Here is an 18,063-nt window from a genome sequence, read left to right as displayed (position 1 = left end):
TGCGGAAAAGCCAGCAATACAGTTTGTTTTTATAAAATAATACCTATAAATAAGGAGTATATCACAGTATTTTACCTGAACTACTCCTCAATATTTGTGAGCGACCTGGCAAACGACGAAAAGAGGTTTGCGATGCTCTCTGCTGGATTATATCGGAAAAAGCGGGCGGAGCGACGTGCGTTCCACACCATGGCCGACTTATTACTTGTATGAACAAAGATATCTTTTCCCTGAGAGAAGCGCATCTGCTCCTGACTATGCGGGATGGCCGATGCAAAGCGGTCGATATCAAAGTTGGAAGGAAGGACCTCAAAAGGCAACTCTTCCTGTTGCAGGCCCAGCAGTTCTACGAGGAGGGCACCTTCCAACTGTATCATCTTATGAAGATGCAGCTTCTTAAACCACGTTTTCATCTGCTCCCTGTCCACCTGAGTGCCACGCTCGCGAATCAGCTCGCCGGTAACCAACATCTGTCTCACCCACTGGTCATCACGCAGCAGAGCATAAGCCAAATGAACAAAGGCATCCAGCAACTGATAGTCGGCAGAGGCAGTATCGGTCTTCTCAGCAATAGCCGCAAGCCCTTTCTTCAAACGGGGAGACAGTAAGGAGAGGTCATACTCAGGACGAGCGCGGCGGGAGGAAAATAGTGAAGCCCACTCTTTGACCACGTCAGGGGAGATAATCTGAATGAAATACTGTTCATTGAGCACCTCCAGTCCGGCATAGGTCTCGGCCTCGACACCATGAGCCTGGGCAAACAACATCGTCTTCCGCCATTTGCATGCCGACATCGGTTCGACCTTTTCCTGTTGACCGAACACGCCTGCACGCAAAAGGCGAAAGAAATTTCGTGTTGTTACATCCATTCTATTTTAATGCTCAAATCCTCAAATTTCAAACCTTAAATCTCAAACCTCAAACCTATAGCGTTACGCCGTTCTTGAATATTGAAATCTCGCGGTAGTCGTTTTCCTCATTACGGGCTTTCTCGCCAGAGGCAACAGCCAGCACCTTATCGATAAACTCGGGCACGAGTTCCTCCATCGTACGACCCTGAATGAGTTGTCCGGCAGAGAAATCCACCCAGTTGGGCTTACGCTCGGCCAATGTAGGATTGGTGGCAATCTTCATCGTAGGAACAAAGGTGCCGAAGGGCGTACCACGGCCAGTGGTAAACAATACCAGGTGACAACCGCAAGAAGCCAGAGCGGTAGAAGCCACGAGATCATTACCAGGAGCAGAGAGGAGATTCAGGCCTGTAGCCGACAGGCGGTCTCCGTATTCCATCACACCGCTCACAGGGGCACGACCACATTTCTGCGTACAACCAAGGGCCTTATCCTCGAGGGTAGAGATACCACCTGCCTTGTTACCAGGACTGGGGTTCTCGCCTACGGGTTCGCCGTGGCTCAGGAAATACTCCTTGAAATTATTAATCATCGAAACAGTCTTCTCAAAGAGCTGAGGCGTCTCGCAACGGTTCATCAGAATCGTTTCAGCACCAAACATCTCAGGCACCTCGGTCAATACGCTCGTACCACCCTGTGCCACGAGCCAGTCGCTGAACTCACCAACAAGGGGATTGGCGGTGATACCGCTGAATCCGTCAGAGCCACCACACTTCAAGCCTACACGCAGTTTACTGACAGGCACATCCTCACGGCGGTCTTTGCTGGCAATAGCGTAGAGCTCACGCAAAATCTGCATGCCAGCCTCAACCTCGTCGCCATCAACCTTCTGAGTAACGAGCAAGCGGATGCGGTCTTTGTCGTAATCGCCCAAGAGCTTCATGAAGTCATCAGGCTGGTTGTTCTCACATCCCAGGCCCAGTACCAATACTGCTCCGGCATTAGGATGAAGCACAATGTCGCGAAGCACCTTGCGGGTATTCTCGTGGTCACCGCTCAGCTGCGAACAACCGTAGTTGTGATGCCAGGTATAGATAGAATCGATATCCTTGCAACCGGTCTCCTCACGCAACTGTTTTGCGAGGCGCTCGGCAATACCGTTGACACAGCCCACAGTAGGCACAATCCATATCTCATTACGTACGCCCACATCGCCATTCTTACGAACATAACCCTTAAAGGTCCTGTTCTCCTTCTTGATATTAAGTACCTCGTTAACAGGAGAATATGTATATTCAAGCGTACCAGACAGATTCGTCTTCAGATTATTCTCATTCACCCATTCGCCAGCTTTCAAATCCTTAAGAGCATGACCAATAGGATAGCCGTATTTGATGATGTTCTCACCCTGCTTCACATCGCGCAACAGCACCTTATGACCAGCAGGTACATCCTCGGCCAGCACCACACGTTCGCCACCAGCTTCGATGACGTCGCCTTTTTTCTTTTCTACCAAACAGACAACGACAGAGTCTGCAGGATTGATTTTGAGATAAGTTTTAAGTTCCATAAATAATAGTTTGTTTTTTATCCGACATTCGTTCGGCGATAGAATTCAATGTTTTCCTTGACCAGCAGTTCAATAGGCATGTAGTTCACGGGATTCACCTCCTTCTTCAGTACGATAGCCTGGAAAAGGGTCTCCACGCAGGCATAGCCCTGCATATAGGCATGCTGGGCAATCAGGAACGAGATACTGCCCTGGCGCACACATTCGGCATTCTTTGGCACCATATCGTAACCCATAATCTGCACGTTACGACGATTGGTACGCAACAGGAACTCGCCAACGAGGTGGGCCTTGGAATTGAAGGTGATACAATGGTGCACATGAGGATGCTCCTTGAAGAAGTCCTCCAGGATCTTATCGTATTGTGCCTTCGTACCACCAAGAGGGAGATCAACGTCAATAATTGAAATTTCAGGGAAGTGGTCACGCATATAATGACGGAAGCCAGTCTCACGGTTGGACTGCTGCTTAGAACCGACATGTCCGTTGTTGAGCTGCTTCATCATCATAATCTCCTGTTCCTTAGATGCAATCAGCATCATCATACGGGCTGCAAAATAGCCACTCTGGAAAGAGTCCTGACCATAGAAAGCCAATGGCTTCAAATCCGGCAGATAGGAATCAAGCAAGATGAAAGGAATATTACGGTCGGACAACTGTTCCGTGAAATCGCGAGTGATATCCAGTCGGGCTGGCACTACGATGACACCATCAGGATTAGCATCTAGACATTCCTTGGCAATATTCTCAAAAGAAGCCGAGTTGAAGCGCTCGTAATACAAAATCTTCAGGGAGATATGGAAATCACGCCTGAGGGCGGTACATGCCTTCACGCCTTCTTCAATCTCGTCCCAATAGGCTTCACTTTCGTGCATCGGAATGACGCAACAAAACAAATAATCCTTATTATAAGCCAATGCTGAAGCATATACATTAGGCTGATAATCCATTTCTGCCAAGGCCTTCTCTACCTTCTCCCGTGCTGCAGGAGACACGTTAGGCCTTTCATGCAAAACGCGGTCGACAGTGCCCACTGACACTCCCGCCCGCTCTGCGATATCCTTAATTCTAATCTTTTCAGTTGCCATAACTTTCTGATATTTCGTGCAAAGGTATGAAATCTTTGCCGAATAACAAAAAGTTATGGCAGATTTTATTCATATTTGATAACGACGTTGCGTTTCTGAACGGTGTTCGTCGTGGGCGCACCCAGGATGGTGACACGCTGTTTGGGGTCTTCTGTATCAACACCATTGTCGAGCGCCCAGCTCTTCACACATTTAGCCGTGAACGAGCCGCCACTGACAACAATACCCTTATCGCCCTTCACAGCCTTGGGCTTTCCTTCGTCATTACCACCTTTTGTCTCGGCATACAGCGTTCCGCCACAGAACTTCACGCTATCGGCGCAGTTGATACCCTTGCCGCCATCACCCTTACTGGTGATAGTCAGGGTTCCGGCTGTCATCAGGAACAGGCTGTCACACTTGATACCCGCTGCAGAAGAGGCATCCTCTACCCCTTCGACAGTTTCAGTCTCACAGTCGCCAGATGTCGTGATGGTCGTAGTACCACCAGCTATCGTGGTACGGGCCTCACAACGGATACCGCGAGCCGCATCAGCTTTCACGTCAATGGTCAGCACACCATCGTTAATCGTGAAGCCATCGTTTACTTTGATGCCGTTAGAACCCGTATCTTCCACATCAATCTTGATGGTGCCGCCATTCATAACGATATAGTCATCGCAGGCAATGCCATTCTTTCCGTTGCCATTGATTGTGAGTGAACCAGTTCCGCCAAAGTAAATCTGTCCCTCGCTGAACAAAGTACCCTTCTGGTCGAATGTCCGTTCGGCATAATTTTCACCATCCGTCAAGGTATTCACCGTACCATCCGCCAAGGTCAGGAACAGACTTTTGCCACACTGGTTATTGATTGCGGCTCCATCCGGATTGGTAATACTGACACCATTCAGGATGATGCCATACTTCTTCAGACTGTAGACCAGGAGAGAACCATCAGAGGTTGAACCACTAAGGGTCAGTTCCAGGAATCTGTCGATATTGGAGGTAATCACCACATCGCCACCCGTTTGCGTATAGGAGACAGAGTCAACATCACCTGTCAGTTGGACGGTGGTACCATCCCATACGATATTCACGGCAAGGGTGTCACGTACAACGACCGTAGTATCGCTGTCATTCTCCTTTTCATCATCCGTCACGGTCTTATATCCATCATATTCGCTGGTATCGTCATCGCCACACGATGTCATCATGCCACCAGTTAGCGCCATCAGGAAGACGGCAAGAAAATACTTTTTCATCATCTTTACTTGTTTTAGAGTTTTAGTTTATAGCCTACGCCGAAATAATGCATATCAGGATCGGCATCCTCGGCATCCGAGTTTCGCATATCCTGGAAGCGATAGTAGAGGCCGAAAGAATGCTGTTTGGTGATTTTGATATCCGTGCCAACGGTATAGCGGATTTTCTCGATAGCCATACTGTTATAGAACTCCACATTAGCGTAGGGAGTGAACATAGCACGCTTCTGGTCCCATTCCACCTGCAGTCGGGTGCGGAGCTGATGCTTGCCTTTTGACTCACGGATATAATCACTATCCAGCGATTTCGTCTTCAGGGTTTCATCAATCTTCCAGCGTTCTACACTCTTCTCGGGGCGATAGGTATACTGCCAACGCTCACGAAGTGACACGCGAAGATTGCTCCACACTTTGTAGTCAGCCCCCAAAGAGGCATGAAAGCGATGACGCGGTCCCCAGTAGCTGGGACGCCATTTCGTCTTCGATGCCCCCTTCGTGATCTTCTCTCCGAAATGAGTATTCAGATAAGTATAGCCAGCGTCGGCCTTCAGCCACTTGGCCAACTTATAGTCGGCATTCAGCCCCACGCTCCAGCGGTCGGAGGTCTTGAAGTCATTACGACTACGGTAGTCGGCCTCCAAGCTGACACCCAACTGCTTATTGATTTTCTTCTCTACCTCCAGTCCTAGAATCATACCTGACTCACTCTGGGCATACAGCCGGGGCAGCGCTGCGACTACGGCCAGCAACAAAATAATCAGACGTTTCTCCATTGTGATTTTCTTACCGTGAATTGATTATCTACTTCATTAGGCTTACTGTCGTAGGTGACGCGCAGCACCACAGAATCCTTGAGGAAATCGATACCGCCGACCTCTACCTTGATAATCTTAAGACCGGTACGTTCCTCCAGGTCAGCAATCAGCTTCTCCTTGTTTTCCGGCTTACAGAGTTCCGGGCGGTCATACTGAATGAGCTTATTACTCAATATCTTCAGACGGCGCTCACACATGCTGATAGCAACGAGTACGATGACATCGATGACACCCAACTTCAGGAAGTCTGCCAGGACATCAGGGGTCGACTCTACATCCACCATCGCATGAACCACAGAGAGACATATGATAATAAAGAGGTAAGTCATCTCGCGCACAGGCATCGTGTCGGTACGATAACGCATGATACTGAAGATACCAAACAAGCCGAGACCTACGCCCATTGTGGCCTTACCGCGATCCATACCCATCATGAAGTAAACCAGGAAGAAAATGGCCACGGAGATAAGCATGAACGTGAAATAGAAATCGCGACGACGTGACTTTTTGTAATACAGGCGGTCAATAATCACCCAGTTTACAAACATGCACACTACAAAACGCAGAAGTGCCAATCCGAAGTCACCTGAAAAGAAATTCAAAATGTAATCCATCGTTTTTTACCTTATTTTTACCTTATTTATTTTTATTCCTTATTTAATATAAGTTCCACATCCCTCAGTTTCTGCTTAAAGCGGTTGATGGGTAAATGGCTATTGGTCATAGCTGCTCCCATACAGTATTTGCTGAATCCATGTGGGTGTATGTGGAGCGTGCGCAACATCTCCAGCACAGGCGAGAAAGCCATTCCGTCACGCTTCAGTTCTATAATGACCAGCGGTCCCATATCCTTGTTCGTATGGGTCTGCACATTATTAAACTGTAACGCAGTATCTATGGTAAGCCTTTCCGTCTTGGCTTTATTGACCAACGTAATCCTGCGGAAATAATTATGCATATGAGGTATCAGGGTATCTGCATCAAACCTGAGCGTCTTTGCCAGGAACTCACGCTTCTGCTGGTCGTCAAGGTTCATATCCTCCACCTCGATACGTTTCTTCTTCGTCCTACCGTGATTATTCTTGGTCTTCACCTCCATGAACTGCAGATGACTGCTCACATAGGTACGGAAACGGATCTTCTGTCTGTTGGCATGACCATGCTGATGTTCCTTATACATATCATAGTCGCGCGTATCAAAATAGGTGGTATCATAAAGCATGTTGCGTTCACCATCTATTTCTTGCGCGTAATAGTCTCCCTGAGCCATCTCCAGCAACCGGATGAGCATAGGCATACTGGTCACGAATTTTGTATCCGTGCGATTCATCAGTTTCACACCGCTCATCTCATCAAGTGTGATGGGAGCAAAGGAAAATAATAATTCTTCCATTAAAACGGCTTTAGTTATCGATTTGTTGGCAAAATTACACATTTCCCATAAACTGAGCAAATTTTTTCCACAAAAACAACAATTCAATCAGCAAAATGGCCCTAAAATTGTTAAAGGATGTTATCTCTAAAAAAATTCCTTCGAAATGTTTTTTTTATTCAAGAAAAAGTCATACCTTTGCACCCGCAAAACAGCAAAGAGACCTACAATGGTGCGTTAGTTCAGTAGGTTAGAATGCCTGCCTGTCACGCAGGAGGTCACGAGTTCGAATCTCGTACGCACCGCTTCTCTAAAACTGGTGAGCAAAGCAAACATTACGGATTGGTGCGTTAGTTCAGTAGGTTAGAATGCCTGCCTGTCACGCAGGAGGTCACGAGTTCGAATCTCGTACGCACCGCAAAAAGAATAAGGCTCATTGATTTTCAGGAATCGATGGGCTTTTAAATTATCAACCAAAAAGTAACAAGCAAGACTATGATTAAGAAAACAATTCTTTTGACAATGTTTGTAATGGCTGCACTCGTTTGTACAGCCCAACAGCGCACAACTCAGGCCACACTTTACAAACAATTCAAGCCATCGGTTATTACCTTAAAAACCGGTCGCACCATTAACCAGTCACATACCAACGTCTTCCTGAAGAATGGCTCACTCGTTTACCTGAATGGTGAATATACGATGGAAGCCAACATGGAGACCATTGCCGCTGTGGAGTTTGATGACAGGAAGTTTATCAATATCAAAAACCAGTTGGCTTATATGGTGGACTCTGTAGGTTCAAACATCCTCTATCGTATAGATTTGCTGGACCTGAATGCGTATAATCAGAATCTCCGCAACAACATCAACATCTCGAACATGGGATTTGAGAGTGGAGCTATCACCACTACATCCATGGACCTGAACAGCGAGGACGACTATAAGCTCCCTATCTTCTCACACTACTACTTCTTTTATAACGGAGAGTTTGTGAAGGTGCACGAGCGCGATATCTCACGTGTCCTGCCAAAAGACAAGGACTTGAAACGCAAATACCGTACCATCATCGGTATGGACGACTTCAGCTGGAATAGCGACAACAGTCTTATGAAACTGTTGAAAGCCATTACCGTGAAGGAAGGAGAACAATAAAGGGGATGCTTATGGGTAAGACAAATATCAAGGAGTATTATACCACAGCCGTTAAAGTAGCTGACCAGGTTTTGAAGGACCCTCAGAACAGCGTGAATGAGGTTCTGAAGAACCAGTTGGGCTACCATAACGGTATTAAGGGGTTTCTGACAGACCCTTGGAATATCATCTGTCTTGCCAATCCTGTTTCATTGGGCGCGCGTGTACTCTATAGATACACGCAGACCAAGAAACGTCAGGCTCAGGAAGCTGAGATGATGAAACGTACAATCATTGCCAAGCAGCAGGCTATCATCAAGAAGATGGAGGAGGAAAACCTCCAGAATGAGGAGCAGCGCAAGAATCTTCAGGAGACCATCGAGTTCCTCGAGGAGGCATTGAAACGTATTGAAGAGGGAAAGAAGGATAAGTAAGGAACTGACGAATGGCTGACAGGGAATATACAGATGACGAGAAGCGTACCCTTCGCGTGCTGAAGATGCAGGAGGGCGATTTGTCACGTCTGCAGGAACAGACGGACAGTCACACACAGCAACTCTCGCAGATGGACGACAGATTATCAGAACTGAAGCGTCGTGCATCAGCCATCGCACAGGAAGAAGGCATAGAACTGCCGGAAGAGCGTCATCTCACCACTACCCCAACCCATCAGAAAGAGAAGATGGCCGTTGACGCCATCCCTTCATGGCAGTCGATTGAGGAGCGTGCCGACGAGACAGGCATCCCCCACGATATCGTCATCGAGGATCTGCTCACAGGCAAGGAGATAACCTATGCCCTGAGTGAAGTGAATCGCATCAACGAAGAGTTTGCCAGTCGTACTGGTCTCACGCGCAGCGACCTGACTTTCCTCGTCATTGCCACCAGCATCCAGTCCGCCCGTTGGGCTATGACACCCAAGATTGCCGGACAACTGGGAAAATCAGGCCGGATCATTGCAGCCCTGTCTCCCTCGGCCATGGCGATGCTGGAGCAAAAGCCAGATACCAAGGAACTGACCCTCATAGACGAGACCAATCAGGAATTCATAGAGGAAGCCGGGGAGATCCACGAAGGACCTAAGTCCTGGGAGGAGATTCTGGAGCAACGCGACGAGATGCCCGACAAAGCTTTCGACAACGACTCCATGAACTGGCTCTTCGGCATTGTCAATAAGATAACGGGCACACGTACTGGCAGCAATTTCACCTCTACAGATGCCGTTACGGGCGAGGATGTGAGCACGCCTGGCATGCTGGCAGAAGCATTACGCAATATCAAGGAAGATCCCAGACGACTCACCGCTGCCGTCTATTCGCAATATGCACAGGAGAAAGCAGCAGAAGGCGACCCTGTTGATGTGCTGAAACCCGTGACGGAAGCCCTTCAGCCCGGCATGGAGAGCGAACTGTTCCAGATGCAGGCCCAACAGCTGGCATCGATGACAGACCTGACGCTGATAGGCAGACAAGCTGCCTTCCCCCTGATGGTCAATATGGCTGTCAGTCTGCTTCACGGACTGCTGTATAACCCGGAGAAAGACGGGCCACGCGAGTTCTATGACGCCCGCACCCGCAAGATCCTGTTGCTGTCAAACCTCTTTGCGTCAGGCAGCAACCTCACGTTTACCATTGCCGCAGAACAATGGCAGAAACTGGATATCGGCGGACTCCTCGTCACAGGTGCACGAGCCGTTCAGGACCTTGCCTATCTGACAAATCTGGAGGACCACTTCATGAAACAGCAGATGGATAAAGTATACGAGAAGGAACTTCAGGATATCGACAGTCACTTTAAAAACGAAATTATTAAAACACAATAATATTAAGAAATGACACAAACAATTCAAAAAACTCTGCGTGACAGCGCCGCCATGCGCTGGACCGCCTTGCTGCTCCTGGCTCTCGCCATGTTCTGCAGCTACATCTTCATGGACATTCTCTCACCTATCAAGGACCTGATGCTCTCTGAGCGCGGATGGGACTCAAGCGCATTCGGAACCATGCAGGGCTCTGAGGTATTCCTCAATGTCTTTGCCTTCTTCCTGATTTTCGCAGGTATCATCCTCGACAAGATGGGCGTGCGTTTCACCGCCGTTCTCTCTGCCGTAGTCATGCTGGTAGGTGCTGTCATCAAATGGTATGCCGTTACAGACGCATTCATTGGCACAGGTCTGGAAACATGGTTCACCAATAACCTGAATTATATTCCCGTATTCGACGAACTGGGTGTTTCACCTTTCTACGAGGGTATGCCCGCTTCTGCTAAGTTCGCAGCCTGCGGTTTCATGATTTTCGGTTGTGGCTGTGAGATGGCAGGTATCACCGTCAGCCGTGGTATCGTGAAGTGGTTCAAGGGTCGCGAGATGGCGCTGGCCATGGGTTCTGAGATGGCCTTGGCCCGTCTGGGTGTTGCCACCTGTATGATTTTCTCACCCTTCTTCGCCCGTCTGGGTGGAAGCATCAGCGTGAGCCGTTCTGTGGCTTTCGGTGTTGTTCTGCTGTGTATCGCCCTCATCATGACCATCGTCTATTTCGTGATGGACAAGAAACTGGATGCCCAGACTGGTGAGGCTGAGGAGAAGGATGATCCCTTCAAGGTTTCAGACCTCGGCCAGATCCTCACCTCAAGCGGTTTCTGGCTCGTTGCCCTGCTCTGCGTGCTCTACTACAGCGCTATCTTCCCATTCCAGAAGTACGCCGTCAACATGCTGCAATGCAACCTCACCCTTGAAGCTCCTGCAGCAGATACCTTCTGGGCACAGCCAGATGTGACCATCGTACAGTATATCATCATGCTGCTCGTAGCAGGTTTCGGTTTTGCCAGCAACTTCCAGAAGCAGGCCAACCGCAAGTACATCCTCCTGGGACTCTCTATCCTGTCGCTCATCACCTATTGCTATATGGGTTACATGCGCCAGTCGGCCGAGTCAATCTTCGCCGTGTTCCCCCTGCTGGCTGTGCTTATCACTCCTATCCTGGGCAGCTATGTTGACCATAAGGGTAAGGCAGCCTCAATGCTCGTTCTGGGCTCATTGCTGCTGATTGCCTGCCACCTCACCTTCGCCTTCATCCTGCCTATGTTCAATGGCAGCACCGTTGGCGGTGTCATCGTGGCCTATGCCACCATCCTCGTCCTGGGTTCATCATTCTCTCTGGTGCCCGCATCATTGTGGCCCAGCGTTCCCAAGCTTGTTGACGCAAAGATTATCGGTTCTGCCTACGCGCTGATTTTCTGGATTCAGAACATCGGTCTGTGGCTGTTCCCTCTGTTGATTGGTAAGGTGCTCGACAAGACCAATCCTGGTGTTACAGACCCCACACAGTACGACTACACCTGGCCTCTCATCATGCTGGCCTCACTCGGTGTAGCAGCCTTGATTCTTGGTCTGCTGCTGAAAGTGGTTGACAAGAAGAAGGGCCTTGGACTCGAAGAACCAAACATCAAAGAATAGTCTGTTCAGAATGGGGCTGTAACTTACAGCCCCATTCTTTTTATCATAAAGACCTTAAACAGGATGATGACAGTACAGGAAATCTTTTCACTCCGAATGACGGGACATATAGAGGAGGCTTACGAAGAAGCACGTAAGCTCTATGCCGTCGACAAGGGAAGGCACGCCCTTTCGGCCATGTTCTGGACGGCTACCGATATCCTGAAGCTTCGCATCCAGGCAGGACGAACCGACGAAGCGCGGAAAATCCTTCTGGCCCTAGAGCGTCTTTTGACACACGTCGAGATACCAGAGCAACTGATGGAGAGGCAGTTTGTGAGCTGCAAGAAACTCCTTGAGAAGGCTTCCTCCCGCAAGCAGCTCTACGAGAAAGCTCCCAAACATATCCAGTTGGGTATCCGCGGAGAAGAAATAGCAGTAGCCTACCTGCGTGAGAAAGGCTATGTGATCCTGGAGCGCGACTGGCATTCCAGCCATCGTGACATAGACATCATCGCACAAGATAACGACTGTACGGTATTTGTAGAAGTAAAGGCCCGGCAAAACCGTCTGTTTGCCGAGCCTGAATCTGCTGTCAACTATCAGAAACTGAAGAATCTGCGCCTTGCCATCAACCACTACATCAAATACCGTCAGATAGACAACCCCTGGCGTTTTGATGTCATCACCGTCGTAGGCGATTTAGGTTGCCAGGCACCCGAGATTCAACATATCCAGGATTTCCAACTGTTCTAATCCACGTTGATGATTAGAATTCCACGAGGATTCTGAACACCTTGCCAGGGTTCTCACTCCACCAACGCATCGTCTCAAGTGCCTCCTCGGGCTTGATGACCTTGGTGATAAGGGCATCGACCGGACAGGTGCCACGCTCCAGATAACGGATAACGGCACGGAAGTCGGAAGGCTGCGCATTACGGGAGCCACGGATATCCAACTCCTTCTGTACGAAGTATTTCGTCTGGAACGACACCTCAGACTTGGCATAGCCGATACAAGCCACACGACCCGTGAAAGCCACCTCATTGATAGCCATCTGATAGGTAGGCACACTACCCACGGCCTCAATCACCACGTCAGGGCCAAACCCGTTTGTCATCTCCGACAGACGCTGGTGCGCATCCTCGGTCTTGGTATTCAGCGTATAGGTTGCACCCATCTTCTTGGCCAGGGCCAACTTCTCATCATCGATATCGGCAGCGATAACGGTTGCACCACGCATCACACTGCGAACGATGGCACCCATACCTACCATACCACAGCCAATCACCATCACCACGTCGATATCAGTAACCTGCGCACGACTCACGGCATGGAAGCCAACACTCATCGGCTCTACCAGGGCTGTCACCTTCGGCGTGAGCGAACCAGCAGGGATAATCTTCTCCCAGGGCAGGACGATAAACTCCTTCATAGCACCATTGCGCTGCACGCCCAGCGTCTCGTTGTGCTGACATGCGTTGACGCGCTGGTTGCGACATGAGGCACACTTGCCACAGTTGGTATAAGGATTACACGTAACCACCATGCCCGGTTTCAGCGTCTCGGGTACGCCAGCACCAACGGCCTCAATAACGGCACCTACCTCGTGACCGGGAATCACGGGATTGAGCGCCATCGTGTTGCGCCCCATGAAGGTATTGATATCTGAGCCACAGAAGCCTACATAACTGAGGCGAAGCAGCACTTCACCCTCGCCAGGCTGCGCTGGTTGTGGCAGCTCTACGATGTTTAATTCTTGCGAATGCGTAATTTGAATTGCTTTCATTATACTACTGATTACTTATTAGCTTAACTCATTTAACTATTAATGATTCTCTTTCACCTTTCACCTCACTCAGACATATTCTTGATATAAGGCAGTTCCGGCAGGTTCTCAAAGCCATAGAACGACTTCGCGTTACCACCCAGGAACATCGCCTTCTCGCTATCCGTCAGTTCCGACGATTTCTCCACGAAATCATACGACATACGATACGTGATAGCCGTAATGGTGCGAGGATAGTCGGAGCCCCACATCAAACGCTCCATGCCTACCAGGTCGGCCGCCTCGCGAATACGGCGGATGGCCGTGGGGAACGGATAGAACTCAGAGTTATAGAGCCACGTGATACCACCCGACTCCACCATCACGTTCTGTCCCTGACGAGCCAGCAGCACCTGACTGCGGAACGATGCCGTGCTGGGCATTCCGAAATGACCGATGGCTACCTTGAGGTCAGGACATTCCTGGATTACCTCCGCCATCTGCCCTATCTGCTCTTCATCATCAGCCAGACACATGGACAGCACCATCTCCTTGCTCTCCATGAGTTTGAAGACAGGCATCAACGTGAGCAACGACTCGTGGATACGATGACCAGGGAAGGCGATACCCTTCAGTCCGGCGTCGATGACAGCCTGTGCCTCGTCCGTATTCCAGGCCATGCCCATACAGAAAAAGCGGTCGGGATATTGCTGTTGCACCTTCGTCAGGTAGGCGTTCTGACAACCATCTATCACCTCCTGTACCACGACAGCGGCTCCCACCTGCGCATAGTTCATGTTCGACAGGAACACCTCAGCCGTGTTCTGTCCGTCAATCATAAACGGCGGCAACATCTGCACCTCCTCGTCCATGAAAATACTCCGGCCGTTCTTCAACGACAAGATACGCTTCCCGTCGACGGTGGTATCCTGTTTCAGCCACAGATGACTGTGGGCATCGATTATGAGTTTGCCCATGTGACGCGCTGCTGGTTACCGATAATCTCCTTCACCTCACGAACCAAGTCCCAGTCGGGCTCTTCGTTGGCCCACTCGATATTACGGCGCACATTCTCAGGATTAGCCGAAGAGAACAGCGTCGAAGCGATGCGAGGATTACTTACAGAGAACTGTACAGCCAGTTTCTCGATAGGATAATTCTTCTCGTTACAATACTGGGCAGCCTTCTGACAAACCTCTACCAAAGCCTTGGGAGCCGGATGCCAGACAGGAACGCCACGCTGTGACAGCAGTCCCATGGAGAGGGGCGACGCATTCACGATACCGATGCCATGCTGCTCAAAGAAATCCAGATAATCCACGATGGCATCGTCGTTAAGGGTGTGGTGACAGAAGTTCAGGATACTCTCTACCGTACCAGCCTCACTATGTTCGATAACCCACTTCAGGTTCTCCAGCTGCAGGTCGGTAATACCCACATGACCTACCACGCCCTTCTTCTTGAGTTCTACCAGGGCGGGCAATGTCTCGTCAACAACCTTCTGCAAGCCGCCGGGCAATGCAGCCTGGAACTCGATATCATGCACGTTGATCAGGTCGATGAAGTCGATACCCAGACGTTCCATGCTCTCATAGACACTATCCGTCACGCGCTTGGCAGAATAGTCCCAGGTATTCACGCCGTCCTTACCATAGCGGCCTACCTTCGTACTCAGGAAATATTTATCACGGGGTATATTTCGCAGGGCCTTACCCAATACCGTTTCAGCCTTATAATGTCCGTAATAAGGACTCACGTCGATGAAATTGATTCCCCCTTCAATGGCAGTTTCTACGGCTTTAAAACTCTCGCTTTCGTTCGTCTCACGAAACACGCTACCTAAAGAAGAAGCGCCGAAACTCAGGTGGGAAATCTTCATCCCTGTACGTCCTAACTCTGTGTACCTCATTTTGCTTTTAATTACTGGTTATTTTTTTGTTAATTAATCTTCCGACATATCGGCCACCATCTTGCGGTACTGCGTATAAATACGTTCGCGCGATAGGTAACCCTTCAGGTGTCCGTCCTTGTCAAGCACGGGCAACCAGTTGGCATGCGTCTGGTCGAAGGTCTTCATCACCACACTCATGGATGCCTGGTCGCTCAGCGTGGCCGACGGCTTCTGCATCAGTTGGCTGGCCGTGAAATGATGGTATAGCTCCGTACGGAACACCACATTCCTGTTCTTGGCAATATCTATCTCGCCCAACAAAGACCCTGCGGCATCGAGTACAGGAATCACGCTGTTGCGCGAACGACTGATTTTCCTGACGATATCAGACAGTTCGGTATCAGGACCCACGGCCAGCACGTCGCGCTCTATATAGCTGTCCATCTGCATCAGCGTCAGCACAGCATGGTCTGTATGGTGCGTAATCAGTTTGCCCTGCTTGGCCAGTCGCGAACTGTAGATGCTGTGCGGCTCAAACAGGATTATCGTCAGGTACGAACTGATAGACACGATCATCAGCGGCAGGAACAGGTTATAGCCACCCGTCAGTTCGGCAATCAGGAAGATACCCGTCAGCGGTGCATGCATCACACCCGACATCACGCCCGCCATACCCATCAGGGCAAAGTTCTTCTCAGGCACATAGACGCCAATCTGGTTGATGTTCCAAAGGCGTGAGAACAGGAAGCCGCTAAAACAGCCGATAAACAGGGAGGGGGCAAACGTACCGCCGCATCCGCCGCCACCATTCGTGGCCGAGGTGGCAAACACCTTCGTCAGCAGTACCAGGGCGATATATGGTATCAGCATCTCTATCTGTCCGGAGAACAGCGAGTTATCCATGATACGGCGCCAGTCGTCATCCGATGTGCCATTCAGAAGGAGGTTGATAGGCCCATATCCCTCTCCATAGAGCGAAGGGAACAGGTAGATCAACAGGCTCAGCATCACGCCGCCGATGGCCAGTTTGACGTAGGGCTTGTCCTTGAAACGTGCGAAGATATCCTCACAGAAGCCCATCGTCCTGATGAAATACAGGCTCACCAGGCCACAGAACACGCCCAGGCCGATACAGGCAGGAACACGCTCCACGGACCAGGGGTTGTCCAGATGGAATGAGAACAGCGCCGCGTCGCCACTGAAGATATAGGTAAAACAGGTCGCCGTGACACAGCTCACCAGGATAGGCATCAGCGACGCCATCGTCAGGTCAATCATCAATACCTCAATCGTAAACACCAGTCCTGCTATCGGCGCCTTGAAGATACCGGCAATAGCGCCTGCGGCACCACAGCCTATCAGCAGCATCAGCGTTTTACTGTCCATCTTGAACAGTTTTCCCAGGTTACTGCCGATAGCCGAACCCGTCAGCACGATAGGCGCCTCGGCACCCACACTACCACCAAAACCGATGGTGATGGCCGACGAGATGACGCTCGACCACGTGTTGTGCGGCTTCAGTCGTGAACGGTTCTGACTGATGGCATAGAGGATACGCGTGATACCGTGCGAGATATTATCCTTCACCACGTAGCGCACAAACAGCGACGTGATATAGATACCCACAACAGGATAGACCAGGTACAGCCAGTTTGATGAAGAAGCATCAAACGAACTGGTCAGCAATTGTACAATCTGATTAATGAGCCAGTGCAGCACCGCGGCTGCCACAGCAGAGAAAAAGCCCACGAAGAAAGCCAATACCAGCACGAACATACGGTCGCTGATATGCTCCTCGCGCCACTCATGCAGACGCGTCAACCAACTTGCCGAGGAAGAATCTATGGTTGTATCCGCCATCCTTCTCCTAGGATTTCAGAAGATTCTCCAAAAAGTCGTCCAAGTCTTTGTCCAGGCCCTCCATGAGGTCAGGATCCACGATTACCGTATCGCCATCCACGACATAGAGTTCCGCAACGGCTTCACGGTCGTCGTCCTCCAGCACGAAAGCATAGGGTTTCAGGATAGACAGGTTGTCGGCCAACTGAGAATGAGTTGACAGGCAGTGACGGATCACGGGTGTTATCGACTCGTAGAACTCGTCATCCTTATTGTCTATCCACTCCTCTACCACGCAGCGCGTCAGTTCACGGTCGTCATCATCAAGGATCGTTACCTCGCCAGTATCCTGACTCACTCGGAAATGAATATCCGAAAGCATTGTAGCTTCCTGTTCTGCAGGAAACTTTTCTGCCAATTTGCGCAATGCGCGCTCAAGTTGCTGCTGTGTCTGCTCTTTAAAATTCATATGCACTTTCTCAAATTATACTGCAAAAGTATCAAAAAAGATTGGTATTTGCAAGCGAATGTGATTTTTTTTGAAAAATAAATAGATATTCTTAATTTGGATTTCGCAAAATATTCGTATCTTTGCACGCAAATGGAGAACTCAATACGTCATGAAGGCACAGTAGAATCAGTCGATGGCGAGCATATTCGCGTCAGAATCCTACAGCATTCTGCATGCAGCGCTTGCAAGGTAGCATCTCACTGTAGCGCCTCGGAATCGAAGGAGAAGATTGTTGATGTATTTCATTACAGGCAACATCATCTCAAGGTCGGTGACGCTGTGATAGTAGGCACTTCAAGCCATTCGGTAGGAAAAGCACTTTTACTCGGATTCGGCTTACCGCTATTACTGCTTCTGCTGGTGACAGGAGTCCTGTTTGCAGCCGGTGTCAACGAAGGCATCACGGCATTGGCAGCCCTTGGGGCACTCATACCTTATTATATAGGACTATGGATCTTCCGACAACGTATCGCCGACAACATTGCGTTCTTCATCGAGGATGTCTGAGACAGATATTCCCCTACTACAATAGACAAACTAACAAAACAAAATA

At 49.7% G+C, this 18,063-nt stretch carries 18 protein-coding genes and 2 tRNA genes; 8 read left to right on the top strand and 12 right to left on the bottom strand.

Annotation, left to right across the window (positions count from 1 at the left end; all coding sequences use genetic code 11):
- Positions 1-80 precede the first annotated feature (80 nt).
- From L6466_RS06250 to L6466_RS06220, 7 genes are all read right to left on the bottom strand, one after another.
- Positions 81-869, bottom strand: coding sequence for a hypothetical protein (locus L6466_RS06250; RefSeq protein WP_091854977.1), 789 nt, complete (start codon positions 867-869; stop codon positions 81-83).
- A 55-nt stretch (positions 870-924) separates the two neighbouring features.
- On the bottom strand, positions 925-2,421 hold the full coding sequence (locus L6466_RS06245) for a UxaA family hydrolase (protein ID WP_091854975.1): 1,497 nt from the start codon (positions 2,419-2,421) through the stop codon (positions 925-927).
- A 17-nt stretch (positions 2,422-2,438) separates the two neighbouring features.
- Positions 2,439-3,509 carry a LacI family DNA-binding transcriptional regulator gene (locus L6466_RS06240; RefSeq protein ID WP_091819192.1) on the bottom strand — a complete coding sequence of 357 codons (1,071 nt, stop codon included), beginning with the start codon at positions 3,507-3,509 and terminating at the stop codon, positions 2,439-2,441.
- 65 nt (positions 3,510-3,574) lie between these two features.
- On the bottom strand, positions 3,575-4,750 hold the full coding sequence (locus tag L6466_RS06235) for a carbohydrate-binding domain-containing protein (RefSeq protein ID WP_176944350.1): 1,176 nt from the start codon (positions 4,748-4,750) through the stop codon (positions 3,575-3,577).
- Between the two features lie 14 nt (positions 4,751-4,764).
- A complete protein-coding gene (locus tag L6466_RS06230) occupies positions 4,765-5,523 on the bottom strand; it encodes a DUF2490 domain-containing protein (protein WP_091819194.1) in 759 nt (252 codons plus the stop codon).
- A complete protein-coding gene (locus L6466_RS06225; protein ID WP_237792884.1) occupies positions 5,508-6,179 on the bottom strand; it encodes a DUF4956 domain-containing protein in 672 nt (223 codons plus the stop codon). The genes L6466_RS06230 and L6466_RS06225 overlap by 16 nt, the downstream gene beginning before the upstream one ends.
- Positions 6,180-6,211: 32 nt before the next feature.
- Complete coding sequence (locus L6466_RS06220; RefSeq protein ID WP_237803446.1) at positions 6,212-6,958, bottom strand: polyphosphate polymerase domain-containing protein; 747 nt, start codon at positions 6,956-6,958, stop codon at positions 6,212-6,214.
- 210 nt (positions 6,959-7,168) lie between these two features.
- Between L6466_RS06220 and L6466_RS06215 the strand changes: the two genes are divergently transcribed.
- The 7 genes from L6466_RS06215 (at position 7,169) to L6466_RS06185 (ending at position 12,257) form a co-directional block, all read left to right on the top strand.
- Positions 7,169-7,242 (top strand) — tRNA-Asp (locus tag L6466_RS06215).
- Between the two features lie 39 nt (positions 7,243-7,281).
- Positions 7,282-7,355 (top strand) — tRNA-Asp (locus L6466_RS06210).
- A 77-nt stretch (positions 7,356-7,432) separates the two neighbouring features.
- Entirely contained in the window at positions 7,433-8,089 is a 657-nt protein-coding gene (locus L6466_RS06205; protein ID WP_237792886.1) for a hypothetical protein, read from the top strand.
- Between the two features lie 11 nt (positions 8,090-8,100).
- Positions 8,101-8,502 (top strand): hypothetical protein, encoded by a 402-nt coding sequence (locus tag L6466_RS06200; protein ID WP_143005817.1) that lies wholly within the window; start codon positions 8,101-8,103, stop codon positions 8,500-8,502.
- Positions 8,503-8,513: 11 nt separating this feature from the next.
- Positions 8,514-9,890 (top strand): hypothetical protein, encoded by a 1,377-nt coding sequence (locus tag L6466_RS06195; protein ID WP_237803447.1) that lies wholly within the window; start codon positions 8,514-8,516, stop codon positions 9,888-9,890.
- 9 nt (positions 9,891-9,899) lie between these two features.
- On the top strand, positions 9,900-11,522 hold the full coding sequence (locus L6466_RS06190) for an MFS transporter (protein ID WP_237792888.1): 1,623 nt from the start codon (positions 9,900-9,902) through the stop codon (positions 11,520-11,522).
- A 63-nt stretch (positions 11,523-11,585) separates the two neighbouring features.
- Positions 11,586-12,257, top strand: coding sequence for a YraN family protein (locus tag L6466_RS06185; RefSeq protein WP_237803448.1), 672 nt, complete (start codon positions 11,586-11,588; stop codon positions 12,255-12,257).
- Positions 12,258-12,270: 13 nt separating this feature from the next.
- On the opposite strand, the gene L6466_RS06180 is transcribed toward L6466_RS06185, so the two are convergent.
- From L6466_RS06180 to L6466_RS06160, 5 genes are all read right to left on the bottom strand, one after another.
- Entirely contained in the window at positions 12,271-13,290 is a 1,020-nt protein-coding gene (locus L6466_RS06180) for a zinc-binding alcohol dehydrogenase family protein (RefSeq protein WP_237803449.1), read from the bottom strand.
- A gap of 65 nt (positions 13,291-13,355) precedes the next feature.
- Positions 13,356-14,246, bottom strand: a complete 891-nt coding sequence (locus L6466_RS06175) for an amidohydrolase family protein (RefSeq protein WP_091819202.1) — start codon at positions 14,244-14,246, stop codon at positions 13,356-13,358.
- Entirely contained in the window at positions 14,231-15,178 is a 948-nt protein-coding gene (locus L6466_RS06170; RefSeq protein ID WP_237803450.1) for an aldo/keto reductase, read from the bottom strand. The genes L6466_RS06175 and L6466_RS06170 overlap by 16 nt, the downstream gene beginning before the upstream one ends.
- Before the next feature lie 33 nt (positions 15,179-15,211).
- A complete protein-coding gene (locus tag L6466_RS06165) occupies positions 15,212-17,020 on the bottom strand; it encodes a chloride channel protein (RefSeq protein WP_237792893.1) in 1,809 nt (602 codons plus the stop codon).
- Positions 17,021-17,027: 7 nt separating this feature from the next.
- Positions 17,028-17,468, bottom strand: coding sequence for a hypothetical protein (locus L6466_RS06160; RefSeq protein WP_237792894.1), 441 nt, complete (start codon positions 17,466-17,468; stop codon positions 17,028-17,030).
- A 132-nt stretch (positions 17,469-17,600) separates the two neighbouring features.
- Here L6466_RS06160 and L6466_RS06155 point away from each other — a divergent pair, with 132 nt between their 5' ends.
- The gene (locus L6466_RS06155) at positions 17,601-18,017 is read left to right on the top strand and encodes a SoxR reducing system RseC family protein (RefSeq protein ID WP_091819206.1); all 417 of its coding nucleotides are present in this window, start codon (positions 17,601-17,603) and stop codon (positions 18,015-18,017) included.
- Positions 18,018-18,063 lie beyond the last annotated feature (46 nt).

It is taken from the genome of Prevotella communis (assembly GCF_022024175.1).
In the GTDB taxonomy this organism is placed as follows: Bacteria; Bacteroidota; Bacteroidia; order Bacteroidales; family Bacteroidaceae; genus Prevotella; species Prevotella communis.
This window is presented reverse-complemented; position numbering and strand designations above follow the sequence as displayed.